Source organism: Methylobacillus flagellatus KT (assembly GCF_000013705.1).
Classification (GTDB): Bacteria; Pseudomonadota; Gammaproteobacteria; order Burkholderiales; family Methylophilaceae; genus Methylobacillus; species Methylobacillus flagellatus.
Genome location: NC_007947.1, coordinates 239,935 through 261,743, shown reverse-complemented (window position 1 = coordinate 261,743; position 21,809 = coordinate 239,935). Strand labels below are relative to the sequence as shown.

24 protein-coding genes are annotated in these 21,809 nt (G+C 55.6%); 4 read left to right on the top strand and 20 right to left on the bottom strand.

Going from position 1 to position 21,809, the window contains the following annotated elements:
* Positions 1–2: 2 nt before the first annotated feature.
* The 16 genes from hisB to MFLA_RS01215 all read right to left on the bottom strand — a co-directional run bounded on the left by hisB (position 3) and on the right by MFLA_RS01215 (position 11,994).
* Complete coding sequence (gene hisB, locus MFLA_RS01290) at positions 3–590, bottom strand: imidazoleglycerol-phosphate dehydratase HisB (RefSeq protein ID WP_048811486.1); 588 nt, start codon at positions 588–590, stop codon at positions 3–5.
* Positions 591–710: 120 nt separating this feature from the next.
* Positions 711–1,376, bottom strand: a complete 666-nt coding sequence (gene hxlA, locus MFLA_RS01285) for a 3-hexulose-6-phosphate synthase (RefSeq protein WP_048811485.1) — start codon at positions 1,374–1,376, stop codon at positions 711–713.
* Positions 1,377–1,542: 166 nt separating this feature from the next.
* Positions 1,543–2,607, bottom strand: coding sequence for a histidinol-phosphate transaminase (gene hisC / locus MFLA_RS01280; RefSeq protein WP_011478617.1), 1,065 nt, complete (start codon positions 2,605–2,607; stop codon positions 1,543–1,545).
* Positions 2,608–2,609: 2 nt separating this feature from the next.
* A complete protein-coding gene (gene hisD, locus MFLA_RS01275; RefSeq protein ID WP_011478616.1) occupies positions 2,610–3,908 on the bottom strand; it encodes a histidinol dehydrogenase in 1,299 nt (432 codons plus the stop codon).
* Between the two features lie 14 nt (positions 3,909–3,922).
* The gene (gene hisG, locus MFLA_RS01270) at positions 3,923–4,567 is read right to left on the bottom strand and encodes an ATP phosphoribosyltransferase (protein WP_011478615.1); all 645 of its coding nucleotides are present in this window, start codon (positions 4,565–4,567) and stop codon (positions 3,923–3,925) included.
* 34 nt (positions 4,568–4,601) lie between these two features.
* Entirely contained in the window at positions 4,602–5,873 is a 1,272-nt protein-coding gene (murA, locus tag MFLA_RS01265; RefSeq protein WP_011478614.1) for a UDP-N-acetylglucosamine 1-carboxyvinyltransferase, read from the bottom strand.
* Positions 5,874–5,876: 3 nt separating this feature from the next.
* Entirely contained in the window at positions 5,877–6,194 is a 318-nt protein-coding gene (gene grxD, locus MFLA_RS01260) for a Grx4 family monothiol glutaredoxin (RefSeq protein ID WP_011478613.1), read from the bottom strand.
* A 31-nt stretch (positions 6,195–6,225) separates the two neighbouring features.
* Positions 6,226–6,477 carry a BolA family protein gene (locus MFLA_RS01255; RefSeq protein ID WP_011478612.1) on the bottom strand — a complete coding sequence of 84 codons (252 nt, stop codon included), beginning with the start codon at positions 6,475–6,477 and terminating at the stop codon, positions 6,226–6,228.
* Between the two features lie 3 nt (positions 6,478–6,480).
* Complete coding sequence (locus MFLA_RS01250) at positions 6,481–7,260, bottom strand: ABC transporter permease (protein ID WP_011478611.1); 780 nt, start codon at positions 7,258–7,260, stop codon at positions 6,481–6,483.
* The gene (locus MFLA_RS01245) at positions 7,260–8,153 is read right to left on the bottom strand and encodes an ABC transporter ATP-binding protein (protein WP_011478610.1); all 894 of its coding nucleotides are present in this window, start codon (positions 8,151–8,153) and stop codon (positions 7,260–7,262) included. Before MFLA_RS01245 ends, MFLA_RS01250 begins: the two co-directional genes overlap by 1 nt.
* 30 nt (positions 8,154–8,183) lie before the next feature.
* Positions 8,184–8,489: an STAS domain-containing protein gene (locus tag MFLA_RS01240; protein WP_048811484.1), complete on the bottom strand. Its 306-nt coding sequence runs from the start codon at positions 8,487–8,489 to the stop codon at positions 8,184–8,186.
* Between the two features lie 14 nt (positions 8,490–8,503).
* Positions 8,504–9,103: an MlaC/ttg2D family ABC transporter substrate-binding protein gene (locus MFLA_RS01235; RefSeq protein ID WP_407635288.1), complete on the bottom strand. Its 600-nt coding sequence runs from the start codon at positions 9,101–9,103 to the stop codon at positions 8,504–8,506.
* A gap of 11 nt (positions 9,104–9,114) precedes the next feature.
* Entirely contained in the window at positions 9,115–9,609 is a 495-nt protein-coding gene (gene mlaD / locus MFLA_RS01230) for an outer membrane lipid asymmetry maintenance protein MlaD (protein ID WP_011478607.1), read from the bottom strand.
* Positions 9,610–9,630: 21 nt separating this feature from the next.
* Positions 9,631–10,422 (bottom strand): lipid asymmetry maintenance ABC transporter permease subunit MlaE, encoded by a 792-nt coding sequence (gene mlaE, locus MFLA_RS01225; protein ID WP_011478606.1) that lies wholly within the window; start codon positions 10,420–10,422, stop codon positions 9,631–9,633.
* The gene (locus tag MFLA_RS01220; RefSeq protein WP_011478605.1) at positions 10,415–11,221 is read right to left on the bottom strand and encodes an ABC transporter ATP-binding protein; all 807 of its coding nucleotides are present in this window, start codon (positions 11,219–11,221) and stop codon (positions 10,415–10,417) included. The genes mlaE and MFLA_RS01220 overlap by 8 nt, the downstream gene beginning before the upstream one ends.
* 110 nt (positions 11,222–11,331) lie before the next feature.
* Positions 11,332–11,994 carry a prepilin-type N-terminal cleavage/methylation domain-containing protein gene (locus MFLA_RS01215; RefSeq protein ID WP_011478604.1) on the bottom strand — a complete coding sequence of 221 codons (663 nt, stop codon included), beginning with the start codon at positions 11,992–11,994 and terminating at the stop codon, positions 11,332–11,334.
* Positions 11,995–12,293: 299 nt separating this feature from the next.
* Between MFLA_RS01215 and MFLA_RS01210 the strand changes: the two genes are divergently transcribed.
* Positions 12,294–13,937, top strand: a complete 1,644-nt coding sequence (locus MFLA_RS01210; protein WP_229407095.1) for an ATP-binding protein — start codon at positions 12,294–12,296, stop codon at positions 13,935–13,937.
* A gap of 90 nt (positions 13,938–14,027) precedes the next feature.
* On the opposite strand, the gene ccsB is transcribed toward MFLA_RS01210, so the two are convergent.
* Both ccsB and MFLA_RS01200 read right to left on the bottom strand, forming a co-directional pair.
* Positions 14,028–15,173 (bottom strand): c-type cytochrome biogenesis protein CcsB, encoded by a 1,146-nt coding sequence (ccsB, locus tag MFLA_RS01205; RefSeq protein WP_011478602.1) that lies wholly within the window; start codon positions 15,171–15,173, stop codon positions 14,028–14,030.
* A 36-nt stretch (positions 15,174–15,209) separates the two neighbouring features.
* On the bottom strand, positions 15,210–17,141 hold the full coding sequence (locus tag MFLA_RS01200; RefSeq protein ID WP_048811800.1) for a cytochrome c biogenesis protein ResB: 1,932 nt from the start codon (positions 17,139–17,141) through the stop codon (positions 15,210–15,212).
* A 340-nt stretch (positions 17,142–17,481) separates the two neighbouring features.
* Here MFLA_RS01200 and yihA point away from each other — a divergent pair, with 340 nt between their 5' ends.
* Positions 17,482–18,105, top strand: a complete 624-nt coding sequence (gene yihA, locus MFLA_RS01195; protein ID WP_011478600.1) for a ribosome biogenesis GTP-binding protein YihA/YsxC — start codon at positions 17,482–17,484, stop codon at positions 18,103–18,105.
* Here the strand turns inward: yihA and trmB are convergent.
* The gene (trmB, locus tag MFLA_RS01190; RefSeq protein ID WP_011478599.1) at positions 18,064–18,780 is read right to left on the bottom strand and encodes a tRNA (guanosine(46)-N7)-methyltransferase TrmB; all 717 of its coding nucleotides are present in this window, start codon (positions 18,778–18,780) and stop codon (positions 18,064–18,066) included. The two genes, yihA and trmB, sit on opposite strands and share 42 nt — an antisense overlap.
* Positions 18,781–18,809: 29 nt before the next feature.
* Entirely contained in the window at positions 18,810–19,970 is a 1,161-nt protein-coding gene (locus tag MFLA_RS01185; RefSeq protein ID WP_011478598.1) for a class I SAM-dependent methyltransferase, read from the bottom strand.
* A 57-nt stretch (positions 19,971–20,027) separates the two neighbouring features.
* On the opposite strand from MFLA_RS01185, the gene MFLA_RS01180 reads away from it, so the two are divergent.
* Together MFLA_RS01180 and ttcA are read left to right on the top strand one after the other, a co-directional pair.
* Positions 20,028–20,780 carry a pteridine reductase gene (locus MFLA_RS01180; protein WP_011478597.1) on the top strand — a complete coding sequence of 251 codons (753 nt, stop codon included), beginning with the start codon at positions 20,028–20,030 and terminating at the stop codon, positions 20,778–20,780.
* Positions 20,781–20,791: 11 nt separating this feature from the next.
* Positions 20,792–21,703: a tRNA 2-thiocytidine(32) synthetase TtcA gene (gene ttcA / locus MFLA_RS01175; RefSeq protein WP_011478596.1), complete on the top strand. Its 912-nt coding sequence runs from the start codon at positions 20,792–20,794 to the stop codon at positions 21,701–21,703.
* Positions 21,704–21,809 lie beyond the last annotated feature (106 nt).

Sequence of the window (21,809 nt, the reverse complement as noted above, 5' to 3'; positions counted from 1 at the left end):
ATCTATAAGCTGCCTTTAGTTGAAGGCATTATACCCACCATACGGGGGTCGAGTTCAACTGCAGCGCGCAAAGCACGGCCAAATGCCTTGAAAATGGTTTCTGCTTGATGGTGCGCATTTTTGCCGCGTAAATTGTCTATATGCAGCGTGATAGCAGCGTGATTGACAAATCCCTGGAAGAATTCACTAACCAGGTCAACATCAAACTCCCCAATGCGGGCTCGAGTAAACTCCACATTGAACTCGAGTCCTGGCCGCCCGGAAATATCCAGCACGACCCGCGACAGGGCTTCGTCCAGCGGCACATAGGCATGCGCATAGCGTCGTATGCCTTTCTTGTCGCCCAGGGCCTTGCTAAACGCCTGCCCCAAGGCGATACCCACATCCTCAACGGTATGGTGCGCATCGATATGCAGGTCTCCCTGGCACTCGACGCTGATATCCATCATGCCATGCCGTGCAATCTGGTCCAGCATATGGTCGAAAAAACCGACTCCGCTATTCAGCCTGGATATACCCGTACCATCCAAGTTGATGGCAACGGCAATCTTGGTTTCCAGGGTATTGCGGCTCACTTCAGCGTTACGCATGGCAGTCATTCAATCAGTCTCAAAAATCAAAACCGTTGCAAAACAGTCCACGCAGTCTTGCAACGGTTCCAGACAAGCTAATGCAGGCATGCCAACAAGGCATGCCGCGACAAAGCTTAATTAGCTGAACAGTTTCTTCAGCCAGCCAAACAGGCCACCACTGCTTTGTGTACCCTTGGCCGCAGCGCTGATTTCAGCAGCAGCAGCAGCAGGATCGGCAGCACCATAGATAGCCGCACCAGCAACAACAATTGTGGCACCTGCATCAACCACTTGTTTGGCGGTAGTCGCCTTCACGCCACCAGCTACGGAAATGTCAACACCCAGGTTCAGGCTGGAAACAAGGTTGAGATCGGCAAACGGTGTCTGACCAGCAGCCTGTTGATCCAAACCAGTGTGAACGCCAATGATGTGAGCGCCGAGCTTGGCCACTTCCTTGGTGCGTGCAGCCTTGTCAGTCACGTTGATCAGGTCGACTTGAGCCTTCTTGCCGTATTTGTTGGCAACATCAATGACGCCTTTGATCGTGCCAATGTCAGCAGTGCCGAGCACGGTCACGATGTCGGCACCTGCCTTGTAGAAAGGCTCTGCTTCGTAAAAACCAGCATCCATGGTCTTCAGGTCAACCAGGATCTTGTTGTTAGGGAACTTTGCGCGGAGAGTCTCCAGCAACTTGATACCGTTGTACTTGATACAAGGAGTACCGATTTCAAGAATATCAACATGTGGTGCAACAGTCGTAGCAAGCGCTACAGTCTGATCGAAATCTAGTGAATCTAATGCCATTTGAACTAATGGTTTTGCCACGATGCTTCCTCCGCTTTAATTACAGAATTATGATGTACTGACCGCGCTATGATACATTTTTTCCATTGATTAAGGGAAGTAATGGTGCAGCATTCTCTTAATTTATCAGGGAATCAATGTCATAGCCTACCGAATACACCAATCCTCAATGAATCAAAATGTCTTTCAGAGCCTCGACCAGCGCCTGCGACTGGACATCGGTGCCAATCGTAATCCGCAAGAAATCACTGATACGGGCAGGTTTGCTGAAATGCCTCACGATGATGTTGCGTGCACGCAAACTGGCAGCCAGCTCATCACCGCTGCGCTTGCCATGACGCGCAAAAATGAAATTGGCAACGGAGGGTAGCACGAAAAACCCCAAAGCCTGTAACTCCCTGACCAGCGCCTGCCTGGTGGCAACCACCTTGCGGCAGGTTTCTTCAAAGTAGGCCTTGTCTTCGATTGCCGCGGTAGCGCCGCTGATTGCAAAGCGGTCCAGCGGATAGGAGTTGAAGCTATCCTTGACCCGGGTCAATGCTTCAATCAGGGGTGGCTGCCCGATGGCATAGCCAACACGAAGACCAGCCAGGGAGCGTGCCTTGGACATGGTATGCGTCACCAGCAGGTTGGGATACCGGGCAACCAGTCCCACTACCGATTCGGCACCGAAGTCGACATACGCTTCGTCGACTACCACTACCGACTCGGTATTCACCTCGAGCAGCCGTTCGATCTCAGCAAGCGGCAGGCCGCAACCCGTCGGTGCATTTGGATTGGGGAAGATGATGCCACCGTTCGGGCGTTTGTAATCGCTTACATCAATTTGGAATTCATCATTCAAGGCGATGGTCTGGTATTCGATCCCATACAATCCGCAATATACCGGGTAAAAACTATAAGTGATGTCAGGAAACAGAATCGGCTGATCATGCTTGAGCAATGCCTGAAAAGTGTGGGCCAGCACTTCATCGGAGCCGTTGCCGACAAACACATGCGTGGCAGGCACGTTATAGAATTTCGCCACGGCCTGTACCAGTTTGGCCGAGGTCGGATCAGGATACAGGCGCAGGCTGTCTGCCACCTCCGCCTCAAGTGCAGCAAGTACCTTGGGGCTTGGTCCATAGGGATTCTCATTGGTATTGAGCTTGACCAGATTGGTCAGTTTAGGCTGCTCCCCTGGAACATAGGGCGTCAGCTCATGCACAATCGCGCTCCAGAACTTGCTCAAGATCACCCCTTCAAGCGGAATTCAGCAGAACGAGCGTGCGCCTGCAAGCCTTCGCCATAGGCCAAGGTGGCCGCCACACGGCCTAACTTCTGCGCGCCGGCGCTGGACACCATGATCAGGCTGGAGCGCTTCTGGAAGTCATAGACGCCGAGCGGCGATGAAAAGCGTGCGGTACGGGATGTAGGCAGGACGTGGTTCGGGCCAGCGCAGTAATCTCCCAATGCCTCGCAAGTGTCGCGCCCCATGAAGATGGCACCCGCGTGGCGGATTTTCTTGCTGTATGTCAGCGGATCATCCACCGACAGTTCCAAGTGCTCAGGCGCGATATAGTTGGCAATCTCCGCCGCCTGGTCCAGATCATTCACCTTGATGAGGGCGCCGCGGTTCTGAAGCGAGGTGCGGATAATCTCCTTGCGCGGCATTTCCTCGACCAACCTCTCGATACTGGCTTGCACCGCATCGAGGAAAGCGGCATCAGGCGACAGCAGGATGGCTTGCGCCAGCTCATCGTGCTCGGCCTGGGAAAACAAATCCATCGCCACCCAGTCGGGATTGGTCTTGCCGTCGCAGATCACGAGGATTTCAGACGGACCGGCCACCATGTCGATGCCCACCACGCCGAACACGCGGCGCTTGGCTGCCGCCACATAGGCATTGCCGGGGCCGACGATCTTGTCGACCTGCGGCACGGTTTCCGTGCCATACGCCAATGCACCTACTGCCTGGGCTCCGCCGATACAAAAGACGCGATCGACGCCGCACACCGCCGCAGCTGCTAGCACCAGTTGATTCTTTTCCCCACCCGGGGTCGGCACCACCATGATGAGCTCCTGCACCCCAGCGACCTTGGCTGGGATTGCATTCATGAGCACAGAAGACGGATAAGCCGCCTTGCCACCGGGCACATAGAGGCCGACGCGGTCCAGCGCAGTGACCTGCTGCCCGAGCAAGGTACCGTCTGCCTCGGTATAGGTCCAGGAGGACATCAGCTGTTTCTCGTGGTAATCCCGCACACGTTGCGCCGCCTGCTGCAATGCTTCGCGCTGCTCAGCGGGCAGACCATCCAGGGCGGCATGGAGCTCGGCCTCGGCGATTTCGAGCTGGGCCATGGATTGCGCATCCAGTCGGTCGAAACGCTGAGTATATTCCAGCACGGCAGCATCGCCACGGGTTTTGACATTGCGCAGAATGTCCGCCACGACGTTGTCTATCGTGTCGTCTTGTGCGGTCTCAAATGCAAGCAGGGCTTTTAGGTCCTGATCAAAACTTGCATCGCTTGTAGAAAAACGTCTGATATTCATGATTTCAACCTGGGTTATTGATTGGCCGCCACGGCCTGGGCAAACGCATCCATGATGGGCTGCAACTGGTCGCGCTTGAGCTTGAGTGACGCCTGGTTCACGACGAGGCGCGAACTGATGTCGGTAATTTCCTCTACCGCCTTGAGGTTGTTGGCACGCAAAGTACCGCCTGTACTGACCAAGTCCACGATGGCATCAGCCAGGCCAACCAGGGGGCCGAGCTCCATCGAGCCATAGAGCTTGATGAGGTCGACATGCATACCCTTGGCCGCGAAATGCTCACGCGCAGTCTTGACGTACTTGGTCACGACCTTGAGCCGCGCACCGCGGCGAATGGAGCCAACATAGTCGAAATCCTCGCGGACCGCGACCATCATGCGGCAACGCGCAATGTTCAGGTCCAGCGGCTGGTACAAGCCTTCGCCGCCATGTTCGTCCAGCACGTCCTTGCCTGCAATCCCCAGATCGGCGGCGCCGTATTGTACGTAAGTCGGCACATCGGTGGCCCGCACGATGATCAGACGGACATCGGAGCGATTGGTAGGCAGGATCAGCTTGCGCGATGCCTCAGGATCCTCAAGCGCGGTAATCCCTGCCGCTGCAAGCAAAGGCGTGGTTTCCTCAAAAATGCGACCCTTGGAAAGGGCGATAGTAATCATGACTGTCTTTCTTGTTTATGTAGCCTGTAGGGGCTTACTTTATCCGCTGGATGCGCGCGCCCAGCTGCCGGAGCTTTTCTTCCAATCGCTCATAGCCACGGTCCAGGTGGTAAATGCGTTCGATGACCGTTTCACCACGCGCAACCAATGCGGCCAGTACCAAACTGGCCGAAGCACGCAAATCAGTCGCCATCACGGTCGCCCCTTCGAGAAACTCGCGGCCGCGCACAATGGCCGTATTCCCTTCTACCTCGATATTGGCGCCCAGGCGCTGCATTTCCTGCACATGCATGAAGCGATTTTCGAAAATGGTTTCCGTCACCGTCGCCACTGTGTCAGCCACCGTGTTCAGCGCCATGAACTGGGCTTGCATATCGGTGGGGAATGCCGGATGTGGGGCAGTGCGGATGCTCACCGATTTCAGCGTACCGGGATGCTCTACCACTCCCTTGCTCCGCACAATGATGCTGTTGTCACTGCATTCGACTTCAGCGCCACTCTCGCGCAGCTTGTCGATCACCGCATCAAGCAGGTCGGCACGTGCATTGCTGAGTCTGACTTCCCCACCGGTCATGGCAGTAGCCACCATGTAAGTACCCGCTTCGATCCGGTCACATACCACATCATGGCTAGCCGCATGCAGGCTGGCAACACCCGTGACCGTGATCACATCGGTACCGGCACCCTCAATCTTTGCCCCCATTTTGACCAGGCACTCTGCCAGATCCACCACCTCGGGCTCCTTGGCTGCGTTTTCCAGTATCGTCAAGCCGTCTGCGAGAGTTGCAGCCATCATGAGGTTTTCCGTGCCCGTCACGGTCACAATATCCATGAAGACGCGCGCGCCTTTGAGCTTGGCAGCCTTGGCCTCGATATAGCCATGATCGATATGAATCTCCGCACCCATAGCCTGCAAGCCCTTGATATGCAGGTCAACCGGACGCGAGCCGATGGCACAACCACCAGGCAATGAAACCCTCGCATGACCGAACCTGGCAAGCAATGGCCCCAATACAAGAATGGAGGCACGCATTGTTTTCACCATGTCGTACGGCGCTTCGCAGGTATGAACATCGCTGGCATCCAGGCGCAGACAATGCGCTCCCAACTCAGCAATCTTCACGCCCATGTGCAGCAGCAATTTGCGCATGGTGGCGATATCCTGCAATTGCGGCACATTATCCAGCGTCAGTGGTCCATCCGTCAGCAGACCCGCACACAGAATAGGCAAGGCTGCGTTCTTGGCGCCGGAAACCGATATTTCGCCGTGCAAAGGGACACCGCCCTGGATGACTAGCTTATCCACGTGTTATGCCTGGGCTTCCTGCAACAGTTTCTGCAATTCACCTTGCTGGTAGAGATCCCGCATGATATCCGCACCGCCGATGAACTCTCCCTTGATGTAAAGCTGAGGAATGGTCGGCCAATTGGCATAGGTTTTGATACCCTCACGAATTGCCGGATCGGCTAACACGTCAACGGCGACGAAGTCCTTCAAGCCGCAGGCTTGCAGGATTTGTACGGCCAGTCCGGAAAAGCCGCATTGCGGGAACTTGGGACTGCCTTTCATGTATAGCACGACCGGATTGCTCGTCACCTGGTTTTTTATCAATGCTTGTGTATCCATATCATATCCTTGTTCTGTCAATCGGTTGCCATTAGCGCATGGCATTGAATTTAGCCCAGGCTTCCGGGGTGAATGTCCGCATCGACAAGGCGTGAATCTCCTCTTTCATCCGATCACCCAGGGCCTGATACACCAACTGGTGTTGTTGCACCATATTCTTGCCTGCAAACAACGGGCTCACGATGACCGCCTCGAAATGCTGCCCATCGTCTCCTAGCACCTGAACATGATCACAGGGAAGACCCTGGGCAATATAGTTTTTCAATGCTTCTGCACTCAGCACGGTTCAGCCTCGCAATTTATAGCCGGATTTCAACATCCGTAAAGTAATGAATGATAGGGTAAAAAAGCACCCTGCCACAACGCCTAGACTGATATAAGGCGAAATATCTCCCACCCCAAAAAAGCCGTAGCGGAAGCCGTCTATCATGTAAAAGAACGGATTGAGATGCGACACCTGCTGCCAGAATGGTGGCAGAGAGTGTATCGAATAAAATACACCGGACAAGAATGAAAGCGGCATGATGATGAAGTTCTGGAAAGCTGCCATCTGGTCGAACTTTTCTGCCCAGATACCTGCGATGATGCCGGCAGTTCCCAGCAATGCGCTGCCCAGCAAGGCAAATGCCAATATCCACCCAGGATGCGCTACCGGCAAGTCGATGAAGAACATGGCAACCAGGTAGATGCCCAGGCCTACCACCAGCCCGCGGATGATAGAAGCGGCAAGAAAAGCCAAGTAGAAGCCAAAGTGTGAAATCGGCGTCAGCAGGATAAAGATCAGGCTACCCATGATCTTGGATTGAATCAGGCTGGACGAGCTATTGGCAAACGCGTTCTGCAGCAGCGACATCATGATCAAGCCCGGGATCAGGAACGCTGTATACCCAACGCCGGGATACACCTGCACGCGCCCCTCCAGCACATGAGAAAATATCAGCAAGTACAACAGCGCGGTCATCACCGGCGCAGCCACCGTCTGGAAGCTGACGCGCCAGAAGCGTAGCAGCTCCTTCTTGAACAAGGTCCACGTCCCACGCAGATTCCAGGTTGCTACCTTGGTCATCAGCCTACAATCTCCACGAAGACATCCTCAAGGTCAGCCTCGATCAGCTGCATATCCTCGACAGTCACGCCCGCAAGCCGCAGCTCAGCCAGGATGAATTCCAGCTGCGCCACATCGGCAAGAGCGAGGACATATTCGCCTGCCTGCCCCTCTTTCACCAGCGAGGCCAGTGAAGCAGGCAGGTTGGCAGAAAGCTTGAGGCGCAAGCGCTTTCCGGGGACACGATTCAACAGGTTGCGCGTACTGTCCAGTGCCACGATTTCACCTTGCTTCATCATGGCAATGCGGCTACAGAGTGTTTCTGCTTCTTCCAGATAATGCGTCGTCAGGATAATAGTGTGGCCTTCGCGATTGAGCCTGCGAATGAACTCCCACATAGTCTGGCGCAACTCGACATCCACACCGGCAGTCGGCTCGTCCAGCACGATCACGGGGGGCTTGTGCGCAAGTGCCTGGCCGATCAATGCACGCCGCTTCATCCCGCCCGACAGGCGGCGCATATTGGTGCTAGCCTTGTCAGCCAAGCCTAGAGACTCGATGATTTCATCCACCCAGGCATCATTTTCGCGACCACGGCCAAAATACCCCGCCTGGAAGCGCAGCATCTCACGTACATTGAAGAAAGGATCGAACACCAGCTCCTGTGGTACTACCCCCAGCGCCTGCCGCGCCTGGGCATAATGCGTGCTGACGTCAAAACCCATTACCTGCAGGCTACCGCTGCTGGGACGAGACAAGCCAGCCAACAGGCTGATGAGCGTTGACTTTCCCGCCCCATTCGGGCCAAGCAATGCGAAGAACTCCCCCTGCTCGATGGACAAATCGATGCCTTTCAGCGCATGTAGATCGCCAAAACGCTTGTGGACCTGCTGGATATTGATCGCGGGAATCATAGGGAAGACGGGGAACCAAGCCCCACCATTTCAATGGTAATGACTGGAGTCGGATTGGGGAATCAGCTCAAGCACGCCATATAGCGTCGCCAAGCCGACAAGATTGGCTGGAAGGTTTACCACGCGAATATCGACCTTGTTGGCTGCAGCATGCCGCATCCATTCGAAAATCAAGCTGAGCGCCACGGTGTCGACCTCCGCCACTTGGGCGAGGTCGACCTCCAGTACGCTGGGCATCTGCAGCGCTCTGCTTTCGGCAAGCAGAACATTGACCTGGTTGATGGTCATGTCGCCACTGAGCAGCCAGCGATTTCCTTGTTGTTGAATCTGTGCCAAGTTGTACTCTACGCTTATTTGTTGGATTCCTGGTTCTTGGCAGCCAGTTTCTGAATCAAGCTGTCCAGGCCACCCTGGCGAATCTCATTGCTGAATTGGCTACGATAATTGGTCACCAGACTGACGCCTTCTATGGTGATGTCATACACTTTCCAACCATCGCCACTCTTCTCCAGGCTGTAATCGACAGCCACCGGCTGACCGCCTGGCTGCAGTATCTGGGTTTTCACCTTGACGTCAGTATCACCAGGCTGAGCGCGAAACGGCTTATACTCAATGGTCTGGTCACGGTACTTGGACAACGCAGTTGCATAAGTACGGAGGAGCAAGGTACGAAACTCAGCCTGAAACGCTGCCTTCTGCTCGGGAGTCGCCTTGTTCCAGGCCTTGCCCAATACTAGGCGCGACACACGATCGAAGTTGAAATTGGGCAGGATCTTTTCCTCTGCCAGCGCAAAAATCTTACTCTGGTTACCTGCCTGAATATCCTTGTCCTGCTTCACTATCGCCAGCACATCCTCGGCAGTCTGCTTCACCAGGGCATCGGGCGCCACCTCCGCCACAGCCAAGTTTGCACACCCGACAAACGCCATCGCAGCCATCCACTTCATCATTGTTTGCATGCTTACTCCGCCTCTTTGCTATTGTTAGACTGACCATCGGCTGACTCGGATGCCTTGCTGTAAAGAAACTGGCTGATCATTTTCTCCAGCACTACAGCATCCTGCGTCTTGATGAACTTGTCGCCATCCTGCAGCATCTTGTCATCGCCGCCCGCTTCCAAGCCAATATACTGCTCACCAAGCAAGCCGGCAGTATAAATATTGGCGAAGGTATCCTTGGGGAAAGGATACCGCTTGTCCACCTTCACTGTCACGAGCGCTTCATAAGTCTCGGGGTCGAACCGGATGGCATCCACACGCCCCACGACCACGCCTGCACTTTTCACCGGGGCACGAGGCTTGAGACTGCCGATATTCTCGAAGGCCCCTGTCACACTATAGGTCTCGCCAAGGGTGGCGCTATTGAAGTTGCCCACTTTCAAGGCCAAGCCGAACAGTGCGGCAATGCCTGCCGCCACAAAAACACCGACCCAAAGATCAATTGTAGTACGTTCCATCTTTTCTCCAGTGTGTTGCGCTTACGCAACAATCATGAACGAAGTCATTATAAAATCGAGCCCTAGTACTGCCAGAGAGGAATTCACCACCGTACGTGTCGTCGCGCGGCTGACGCCCTCGGCAGTCGGTGGCGCATCAAAACCTTCAAACAGGGCAATCATGGTGCAGGCAATACCGAACACCAGGCTCTTGATTACCCCATTCACAATATCTTCGCGAAAATCCACACTGGCCTGCATTTGCGACCAGAACGCACCTGCATCCACTCCAATCAAGGGAACCGCCACCAGGTAGCCGCCCAGCACCCCGACCATGGAGAACAAGGCCGCCAGCAACGGCATGGAGAACAGCCCCGCCCAGAATCTCGGCGCCACCACGCGGGCGATGGGGCTAACCGCCATCATCTCCATGGCAGATAACTGCTCAGTCGCCCTCATCAGACCAATTTCCGCCGTGATCGCGGTACCGGCGCGCCCGGCGAACAGCAAGGCGGTAACCACCGGTCCCAGCTCACGCACCAGCGACAAGGCCACCAGCACGCCAATCGCCTCGGAAGAGCCATAGCGCTGCAAGGTGTTATATCCTTGCAAGGCCAGCACCATGCCAACGAAGAACGCCGAGACGAGGATAATGATCAATGACAACACGCCAGTAAAATAAATCTCGCGTATGGTCAGGTGTAGCCTGCGGAAACTCTCGCCTGAGTAAATCAGGACGTAGAAGAAAAAACGGATCCCGGCACCGAACCGCCACAGGCGGTCAATCACGCGATGACCGATCCCGCGCAGCATATTCGCCACAGCACTAAACATTCACGCTCCTCAGGATATCCTGCCGGTAGTCGGGAGCGGCGTAATGGAAAGGCACCGGCCCATCCACCTCGCCATGCACGAACTGGTGCACGAACGGCATCTCGGACTTGCGTAGGTCATCAGGCACGCCTTCTGCCGCCACGACGCCGTCCGCCACGAAATAGACATAATCGGCAAAGGCGAACACCTCCTGCACATCATGCGTCACGATGATGGAGGTCGCGCCCAGCGCATCGTTGAGCTTGCGGATGAGGTTGCATATCACTGCCATCGAAATCGGGTCCAGCCCGGCGAACGGCTCGTCATACATAATGATGGAAGGGTCGAGCGCCACCGCCCTTGCCAGCGCCACGCGGCGCGCCATACCTCCGGAGAGCTCTGTCGCCTTGAGATTCCGCGCACCGCGCAGGCCCACTGCATTGAGCTTCATCATCACCAGGTCGCGGATCATGGATTCCGGCAGGTCGGTATGCTCGCGGATCGGGAAGGCCACATTCTCATAAACGGAAAGATCAGTGAACAAGGCGCCTTGCTGAAACAGCATGCCCATCTTGCGACGCAGCTTTTGCAAGCCCTTGCGGTCCTGCTTATGCACCACCTCGCCCGTCACGCGCACTTCGCCGCCCGACGGCTTCAACTGCCCGCCAATCAATCGCAATAGCGTGGTCTTGCCGCTACCGCTGCCGCCCATGATCGCCACGACCTTGCCGCGCGGAAATTTCATGTTGATGCCCTTGTGCAGCAAGCGCGTCTTGTAGCCAAAGGATAAATTGTCGATTTCGACGATATTGTCGCTCATGATCGCCACTTTTCAGGTTAGCCCAGTATTTTAATGCAAAAGCGCTTGAGTTCATATCGCCGAAAAAGTAAAAGCCCGCAAATGCGGGCTTTTACTTAAATCATTTCTGACTAGAAAGACATACAAACAGTGAAAGTTCCACCGTCAGGAACAGCGGCATTCGCCAGCGAGTTGCCAGCTGCTCCAACAGCAGCAGGAGTCGTAGTAACACGTACCGCCCCATTATTTGTCAATCCATCATCCAGTAATACATCAATCTGCTTTGCTAAACGCCCAGTAATTCCTTCGGAGCAAACAACAAAGGTTCCCACCATCGGGTTTTCATCATCCTGAATCGTATTAAATCCATTCAAACTTTGCACCCCAATACGCCCACCATCAGCATTGCGTGGAATGTAAGCATCAGTCCCCACTTGAGTCGAACCTGTAGCCAAGCCAGCCAACCTGACATGTTGCCAGAACAAATAGGACTCATCTGTCGGCGTCACAGAATTCCAATGTCCATCAATTCGACCATTCCCACGATTAGCAGCAGCAGCTGGCGTTCCATTCGTTATGTGCATGGCGACTGCCGCGTCATCCCCAGGCAATGCCCTATATTTGTCCTGATACCCATACAGCAATATCTGCGTATTTTTAAAATCATTGGCAATATTTTTTGCCTTAGCACTATTAATCAACTCCTGCCCCTTGAGCACGCCGCCCAGTAGCAGGCCGATAATCACGAGGACAATCGCCAGCTCGATCAGCGTGAAGCCGGATGTTTTTTTCATATACTATCCTTGCGAGAGGCCGCCAGATCGCGGCAGCTAAAAAATAAGGTGGTATGAGATATGCAACTCCCATGCCAGCCTGCCTGACATCAAGACTGCCCAGAAGCCCGGCAGCCCTGGGGTTTTCTAGCAGATCAGGGCAAATTTCACATTTGCCAAAATATCGTCAAAGTGTTGACATTTCGTCTATAGTGACAAAATTACGACACTTCATTATTAGAGACCCCTCTCGCCTCATGGCCATTCTGAGCAACAGTCACAATTTTCCCCGACCCAGCGCATCAACGTTGCAGCAGTGGATGCTGGGATTGATGTTATTGAGTTTTCACGGCGTGCTGCTATGGGGTTTCGAGGATCCGCTGCAGAAGGGGCTACTGCTCTGCCACTATGGCTTGTTCCTGATCTGGCAGCCAATCTGGCAAACCAAGGAGAAACTTTCCCCGCAAGCCATTCTGTTGTTCGCAGCAGGTGGCATCCTGCTTACCTTGTTCGTAAGTTGGTGGTTGCTGGCCATCTGGCTCTCTGCCTTGTTCGGCCTGCTGGGTGGACGCGTTTTTTCCGCGACTGCGCGCGCTTCGCGCCACAGCTACCTGTTCGCTGCCACCTACCTGCTTTCGGTCCTCCTGCTGTGGGTCATCCCTCACCTGCTGGATGCCGACACGACCTTGCAAGTGACAGAATTCCTCATGCTCTACCTGCTGCCCATTCTTCCACTGGTCATTCTGTTCCTGCATGTCAAGCAGGAGACTCACCAGCATGCGCCCATTCTGGATTTCTTCTACACCCTACTGCTGTTCTTGCTCTCGGTGACTTTGATCCTCAGCATTTTCACGCTCTCGCGCACCACCGAGGCGGATTACGCCGAGGTCGTGGTATGGGTAGTGTTCGGCCTCGCCGCCGTCTTATTGCTGGCCAGCTGGCTATGGAACCCGCGTGCGGGTTTCAGTGGTATCGGGCAGCTACTGTCTCGCTATCTTCTCAGCGTGGGTCTGCCATTCGAACGCTGGATCAAGAATATTGCCGAGCTCGCCGAGCGCGAAACCAGCGCCAGGGAATTCATGCAAGCGGCAATGAGCGAAGTGGAAGCCCTGCCGTGGGTGGTAGGCGGAAAATGGAGGACTGAAGATGACCAAGGCGAGTTTGGAGCCCCTGCGCCCTACTTCGCCGACCTCGCGTTCCATGACTTCCACCTGACGCTTTATAGCCGTTGGCCGCTGACACCTGCGCTCACAATGCATCTCAAACTGCTCGCGCAGATACTTGGCGAGTTCCATGAAGCCAAGCGGCGCGAGGAAGCTTTGCTGCAGAACACTTATATGCAGGCTATTTATGAGACGGGGGCACGCCTCACCCACGACATGAAAAATATCGTGCAATCGATGAGCGCACTCTGTAGTGCGGCAGAGCAGGCAACCGAGGCCGACAATGAACGATTGGTCGCGCTGATTCGCAAGCAACTGCCTTTGCTCAATCAACGCCTGGCATTGACGATCGACAAGTTGGGCGCGCCACGCAACGAGAACACACGCATGCTGCCCTTGCTCGAATGGTGGGACAATCTGCAACAGCGCTATGCTGGCAGTCGCATCAGCTTCAGCGAGACCATCAGCACCGAAGCAGATCCAACGATAGACAGCGAGGTCTGGGATAGTGTCGTGGACAATCTGTTGCAAAATGCCCTGGCAAAATCCCGGCACGAACCGGATATCAGCATCTCCGCCTCATTGATGGTCGGCAATCAGAAATTTGTGGAAATCGCCGACAGCGGCAACCCCATGCCAGCAGAGGTGGCGACCAACCTTTTTCGCAAGCGCATCCGCTCCGAAGGCGGGCTAGGGATTGGGCTGTACCAAGCTGGGCGCCAGGCGCAACAGGCCGGCTATCAGCTTGCACTGGTGGAGAACAATCCAGGTGCAGTTCGTTTCCGATTGGAGATGGCTTAACCAAACAGGAACAGGCCACGCTGCAGTGCAGGCGCGGCCTTCTTCACCTCAGGCCGAGGCATGCATGCCCCTTTTCCTTGCCGCACGCGTCTATAGTTCGCCGTAAGAATGCAGGCCGGACAGGAACATGTTCACACCCAGGAAGGCGAAGGTGGTGACCAGCAAGCCCACCAATGCCCACCATGCCAGGATAGGCCCGCGCAGTCCCTTGACCAGCCGCAGGTGCAGCCAGGCTGCATAATTGAGCCAGACGATCAGCGCCCAGGTCTCTTTCGGGTCCCAAGACCAATAGCCGCCCCACGCTTCAGCGGCCCACATGGCGCCCAGGATGGTGGCGATGGTAAAGAAGGCGAATCCGACCGAGATGGCCTTGTACATCACGTCATCCAGCACTTCCAGGCTAGGCAGGCGCGATGCAAGCACGCCCTTGCTCACCAGCAAATAGGCCAGGCCGACCATGGCCGCCAGGGCGAACGTGCCATAACCGATAAAATTGGCCGGGACATGGATTTTCATCCAGTAAGATTGCAAGGCAGGCACCAATGGCTGGATTTCATAAGCTTGGCGGTCGAAGGTGTACCAGAGGATGAAGCCCACGGCGGCGTTGATGACGATCAGCACGAAACCGCCAAGCTGGCGCGTGGCATAACGTCCCTCGTAATAGAGATAAGCCAGCGCGGTAATCAGGCAGAACAGGATGAAGACTTCATACAGGTTGCTGATCGGAATGTGCCCGACATCCGGGGCGATCAGGTAGGACTCATACCAGCGCACCATCAGACCAACAAAGCCCATGACCACGGCAGACCAGACCAGGCCAGACCCCACCTTGGACGCAAAGGCGGAACGCGCTAACAGGCCCAGCCAGTAGGCCAGCATGGATAGGACGAACAACACGTTCATCCACATGATGGCCGACTGGCTGGAAATCAGGTACTTGAGCAAAAATACCTGCTCCACATTCGCCTGACTGCCATCATAAAGCCGGATGGATGCCAGGCTGATGCCCGCTACGACCAGCAACAGGATACGCATGGGCTTCCATTGCCACCCCAGCCAGCTGAACAACGCGACCGAACCAAACAGGATACCGACTTCATATGCATCCATGAATTCGGCATATTGCCGGTATGCGAACACTCCTCCAAGCAGCAGCAATAGCGCATAGGCCCAGTCCGCCAAGCTCAGGCGCCTGAGCAACGGCTCCGGCGCATCTTCCATATAGGCAGTCTTCATCATCAACCCCAATCCATATTGGTTACGTGACACAAGTCACATGTGCTGGTTTTCCAGCAGTCGCGCGAGCTTACCGCGCATATTGTCGAACTCAATGTCGAAATCACGGTTCTTGCGATTGGCCGACATGGCAAACAGCACACGGCTGCTTTCCGGCTTCACCAGCAACCAGATACGCCGCTCGCGGATATAAATCATGGCGAATATACCCAGTACCAACAACACGGAACCGGAATAGACCAGCACCTTGCCCGGCGAGCGCGTCAGCTGCAAACCGCTGGACTGGCGATGCTCGAACCCGGTCAATTGCAGATATAGCGGCGCTCCGTAATGGAAGCTGTCGCTGATCGCGTGCAGGCTGTCCTCGATGAAAGCCTGCAACGCCTCGTCATTCTCTGCCGGAGGGAGACCGGCACGCTCGCGACTGATCGCATGGGCAGCAAAGGCAGCCGTCGTCACGATTTTGACGTATGCCTGCGCAGCGCCAGCACGTTGCGCCTCCGGCACGGCTTCATCGATCATTTCGGCCACCTGGCCAAATCCGCCACGGCTGAACGCCAACAACAACTGCCTGACACTGGCTTCGAACCTGCCGCGCGTTTCCGTGTCGAGATCGCCATGACTGGACAGGGCCAGCTGGGAGACGCGGCGTACAATCTCCGGATACAGCGTTTGGTCAAACATCGCCGCCCGTAAGTTCATATAGCCATCGACTTCCCCATTCTCATCCGCAGGAATCCGCAGATAGCGATAACTATCCTGCTGCATGGAACGCACGCCAGAGAGAAAATACTGCCGTCCGTCCAGCAGCAGCGGGTTCATGTAGTTCACATATTCGCGCGCCTGACCTTCGGCATCCCGCACTTTGAAGGTGACGTTCGGGCCGACATTGCGCGGCTTGCCCTTGCCGTCGATAGACAGGTTCAGGATATTGAACAGGCGAAAATCGGACAACTCTACGCTCAATGGGCTATTGCCACCGCTGACGTCATATTTGTTGAATACGTTGCCGCTGAACGGAATATGGTCGGCATGGCTACCCAGCAGGTTCCATACCTTGAAGTCCAGCTTGGAGCCACCATCGCCGAAGTCGGACTGGTAGATGGCTATCCCCTTGTAAATCAAGGGGTGGTTTACCTTGATCGTCGCTGTGACCGGCTCCTCGCGCTCAGGATCGATGATCATGATATCGCTCTCGAACGACTTGGGCTGGCCAGTATCGTAATGCTCAATACGGAAAGCCTTCAAGACAATGCTGAACGGCAAATCCTGCACCAGGTATCCATCACGCACGCGCAGGAAGGCTGCGCTGGCACCGGCACCTTCGGGCAGCGTCATATTGGCGCGGAACGAAAGGTTCGCCGGAGACATACGGCTTTGCGGCGGCACCTTGCGCTCAGGGATATCGCGCGTTTCTACCACCTTGTACCCAAGCAGCTCCTGCGCCTTGAATACCAGGTTTCCGTCCAGAAGGCCACCGACACAGATAACGACAATCGCAGCATGGGTCAGGATATAACCCAGGCGCTGATAGCTGCCCGCCTTGGCGGCAAACAGGCTATCACCATTCTCTTGCCGCACTGTCTTGTACCGAAACCCATGCGCTGCGAGGAATCGCGCCAATCGAGAAGCAGTCTCTTCGGTGGAATATGGGGTGTGGTACTCATGATGATGGCTGAAGCTGCGCAGTGAAGTTTCCTTGGCACTCTCCCGGAATGCGCGCAGCTCCTTCAGCATGAGCGGGGTGTTGCGATAAATACACAAGGATGTGGAAAGCACGAGAAAGAGCAGAATGAGCAGGAACCAGCCCGAGTGGTAGACGTCGTAAAGCCCGAGAAACTCAAAAAACTCGAACCAGAACTGGCCAAATTGCACAATATAGTTGGTATATGGCTCATTCTGCTTAAGCACTGTGCCGATAATGGAAGCAATGCCGAGCACGACCAACACGCTGACTGCAAAGCGCATGGAGCTCAGCAGCTCATATAGCCTGTGCCTGGTGGACTGTATGGGATTCAAAACAAGACCATGTAAAAAATTTGAGATGAGACCATCATGCCTATGGTTGGTTGCAAGCCTGGCAAAAAACTAAGGGTGGCTGATGCCACCCTTAACGCTTGTACGAGGCTTCTGGTTGTCAGGCGGGCAAAACATATACTTGTCGCGAAATCCTGACCCTACCCAACGCTAGCGCGCTGGCAACACTCAACTCTCCGGATACCAACACTGCAAGTAGGGCCGCATTTTATATAAAAACCCCCACTTCGTGCTAATATTTTTCCCTTTTCCGTCACGGCGCCTACCCTCCATGCCTTTGTTTCAAAACGCCACTTTTCATATTTCCGCCCACAATCTGAGCGACCTGCCTGCCCCCGCGGGCATCGAGGTGGTATTTGCAGGGCGCTCGAACGCCGGTAAATCCAGTGCATTGAACACACTGGCCAACCATAACCGCCTGGCCTTCGTGAGCAAACAGCCCGGGCGCACCCAGCTCATCAATTTTTTCAGCCTGGGCAATGACCGCTTCCTGGTGGACTTGCCAGGGTACGGTTACGCCAAGGTGCCAGAAGCCGTGCGCAAGCACTGGCAGCTTACACTGGCCAGCTACCTGAGCCAGCGCCCCTGCATCGGCGGGCTGGTGCTGGTGATGGACTGTCGCCACCCCCTCACCCCACTGGACCGCCAGATGCTGAATTGGTACAGCCCGAGCGGCAAGCCCATCCACGCCCTGCTCACCAAGGCAGACAAGCTGTCGCGCCAGGCAGCCAACCAGACATTGCAACAGGTCAGGAAAGAACTGGAGGCCAGCTGGGGCAACTGCAGCGTGCAATTGTTCTCCAGCCTGAAGAAGCAAGGCGTGGAAGAGGCCGAAACCGTGATCGGGCGCTGGTTATTTGCGCCGGAAGATGATGTCCCAGACGCCGTGGCCTAGCTTGATGCCACGGTTCTCGAACTTGGTCAGCGGGCGATAGTCCGGCTTGGGCGCATAACTCTGCGCCGTATTCTCTAGCAAGGGCTCTTGCTGCAGGATATCCAGCACCCACTCCGCATACTCCTGCCAGTCCGTCGCCACATGCAAGTAAGCGCCCGCCTTCATTTTGCTGCATAGCAGTTTGACGAACGCCGCCTGGATCAGCCGGCGCTTGTGGTGGCGCTTCTTATGCCAGGGATCGGGAAAGAATATGTGCACGCCGTCCAGGCTGGCGTCGGCGATCATATGCTGCAGCACTTCCACCGCATCGTGCTGGATGATGCGCAGGTTGTTCAGCTGCAATTCTCCAATCTGCTTGAGCAGGCTGCCTACCCCTGGCGTGTGCACTTCCACGCCGATAAAATCGCACTCCGGTTGGCTCTGGGCAATCTTGGCCGTGCTATCCCCCATGCCGAAGCCAATTTCCAGGACTTTAGGGCTCCCTTCTCGGCCGAATAGCGAATCCAGGTCCAGAATGACAGGGGCATAGGGCACCCCGAACACCGGCATCAGCTCGTCCAATGCGCGCTGCTGGGCGTGCGTCAGTCGGCCCTGGCGCAACACGAAGCTGCGGATCGGGCGTCTTGCAAGCTCCTCCTTGCCGATATTTTCATTGCCTGTCATCTCTTGAGCCATGCCGATTCAATCACTGAAAAAAACCGCGATTATAGGGTATGGGAACGGTCACCGCGAACAAAACCCGAAAGCGGCTGCACGTGCCGACCCAGCGCAATCACCTTGAACAGTTCACCCATTTCGGCAGGTGACAATAGCTTCTGCGCCGCGCTTGCCAGTGGCGCATACCGCATCAGGTCATGCGCCGGCACACGTGACATCAGCTCGGTAATCCCGCAATTGATCAGGAACTGCGCCTGCGTGCAATATCCCAGCAAATGGAGCCCGTTCCCAATGCCCGCTTCTGCCACGGCAGAAAAATCAACGTGGGCGGTCAAGTCCTGCAAGCCCGGGTACAGCAAGGGGTCTTGGTGGGCATAATGGCGATAGTGGCACATCAGGGTGCCCTGGTGACGTTGCGGGTGGTAGTACTCCGCCCGTGGGAACCCGTAGTCGATAAACAGCAGCACACCTTCCTGCAGGCACTGTGCCAGGCTTGCCACCAGCGCCCGCGCTGCAGGACTGGTCTCCGTCTGGTAGTATTCCGGCAATGCAAGCACTTCGATTCCACTGACCAGGCCGGCATCCACCAGGGGCCGGGACGCCAGCATCAAGTTCCCCTCCTGATTCAAAGCCACCCCCAGCTCCTGCCAACCTGCTTCTTCTTTCCGTACGAGATGTACAGGCACGGCATCAAGCACCTCGTTTGCAAGCACAACGCCTGTAAACGCCTCTGGCAAGCTGTCCAGCCACGCAACACGTGCATAGAGCGCGGGCGCCAGAACAGACTGCAGATATTGCTGCTGCACACTTCTCAACCCCGCACTCACTTCCAGGATCTCATATCGCTCGGGCAGCGCGTTGGCAAGCTGCAACTCCTCAAGCATGACAGCAGCCAGCTTGCCTCGCCCTGCGCCCAGCTCAAGAATACTGCCGCCAGTCTGCGTCAACACCGCCATTACCTGTCGCGCCAGGGTCTGGCCGAACAACGGCGTCATTTCCGGCGCTGTCACAAAGTCGCCAGCCACACCGAATTTCTGCGCGCCCGCACTGTAATAGCCCAGGCCAGGCGCATACAACGCCAGCTCCATATACCGGGCAAAACTGACCCACCCCCCTGCATCAACCACCTCTTGGCGAATGAGTGCGATCAGCTGTGCACTATGCTTGATAGCGTCTGCATCGGGGACAGGCAAGGCGGAGATATTCATGGTATTGGATTATAATGCCAAGTTATTCCTGAATTTTGACGCGATCTGGAACATTTGGTGGATGCATCCCTGGACAGCAAGGTGGTTTTGATTACTGGCGGTGCCAGGAGGGTGGGCGCGGCCATCTGCCGCCTGCTGCATGCTGAAGGCGCCAGCCTGATGATCCATTACCGCAGCTCGGACGATGAAGCGCGCACCTTGCAATCCGAGCTGAATCTGCAACGCCCTAACTCTGTCGCCATCATCCAGGGGGACTTGTTGCGGTTAAGCGTATTGCCCAAGCTGGTACAGGAGACCGTGCGCCACTTCGGCCGTCTGGACGCCCTTATCAATAACGCTTCCAGCTACTACCCCAGCGAGCTGGGCAGCATCACCGAAGACCAATGGGAAGACCTGATCGGCCCCAATCTCAAGGCACCATTGTTCCTGTCGCAGGCTGCCGCCCCCGAGCTCAAGAAAACGCACGGCACCATCATCAATATCACGGACACGCATGTAGAGCGCCCGAAAAAAGGATATATCGTTTACAGTGTTGCCAAAGCAGGTCTGGTGACACTGACCAAGTCATTGGCGCACGAATTGGCGCCGGAGGTCAGGGTCAACGCTGTCGCCCCCGGACCAGTGTTATGGCCTGAAAACAACCCGCAGTTCGACGAAGTATACCGCCAGCGCGTCATCTCCCAGACACTGCTGAAACGCATCGGCGAGGGTGACGATGTCGCCAAGGCGGTGCGCTTCCTGTTGCAGGACGCGCCTTTCATCACCGGACACGTGATCGCCGTCGATGGCGGACGTTCACTCAACCTTTAAATCATTCCATCATGATCAAACATTATCCCGACAATGCCTCCAACAGCTTCCTCAAATTGCGCAACAGCCTCATCAGCGCCACTGGCAAAGCTATAGGCGACTACAACATGATCGAAGACGGCGACACCATTCTCGTCTGCATGAGCGGCGGCAAGGACTCCTATACCATGCTCATGATGCTGCTGGCGTTGCAGGAGCGCGCACCCGTCAACTTCAAGCTGATCGCCATGAACCTGGACCAGAAACAGCCGGGCTTTCCAGCTCACATCCTGCCTGCCTATCTGGAACAACTGGGCGTCGATCATCGTATTGTCGAGGCCGACACCTACTCCATCGTCAAGGAGAAGATCCCAGAAGGCAAGACGACCTGCTCCCTTTGCTCACGGCTGCGCCGTGGCATCATCTACCGCACGGCACAAGAACTGGGCGCAAATAAAATCGCATTGGGTCATCATCGTGACGACATCGTGGAAACGCTGTTCCTCAATATGTTTTTTGGTGCCAAGATGAAAGCCATGCCACCCAAGCTTGCCACCAACAAGGGAGAGTTCCACGTGATCCGTCCGCTCGCCTATTGTGCCGAGAAGGACATCGCCAGTTATGCACGTGGGATGGACTTCCCCATCATTCCCTGCGACCTCTGCGGCTCCCAGGAGAATCTGCAACGACAGAAGGTCAAGGACATGCTGCAAGCCTGGGAGCGGGAGCAACCGGGCCGCGTCAACAATATCTTTCGCGCCATCTGCAATGTCGAACCCTCGCACCTCGCCGATACCGACCTCTATGATTTCAAGCACATGTCGCAGAGCAAGGCCGAGGATGAAGATCCGCTGTTCGGCGATATTGATAAAGAAAGCAATCCGGCCTTGAGCCTGGTTTCCAGCGAAGGTTTCCGCATCGAGTTCAAACGCAATATCGCCTGACAGCTCGTTCCACCCTTCAAGAAAAGATCAGCGGCAAGCATCTAAATTTACAGTGATTTCTTGTGCAGCGGGCGATTTACTCTTATCATCTGCCGCTCTGCATCCC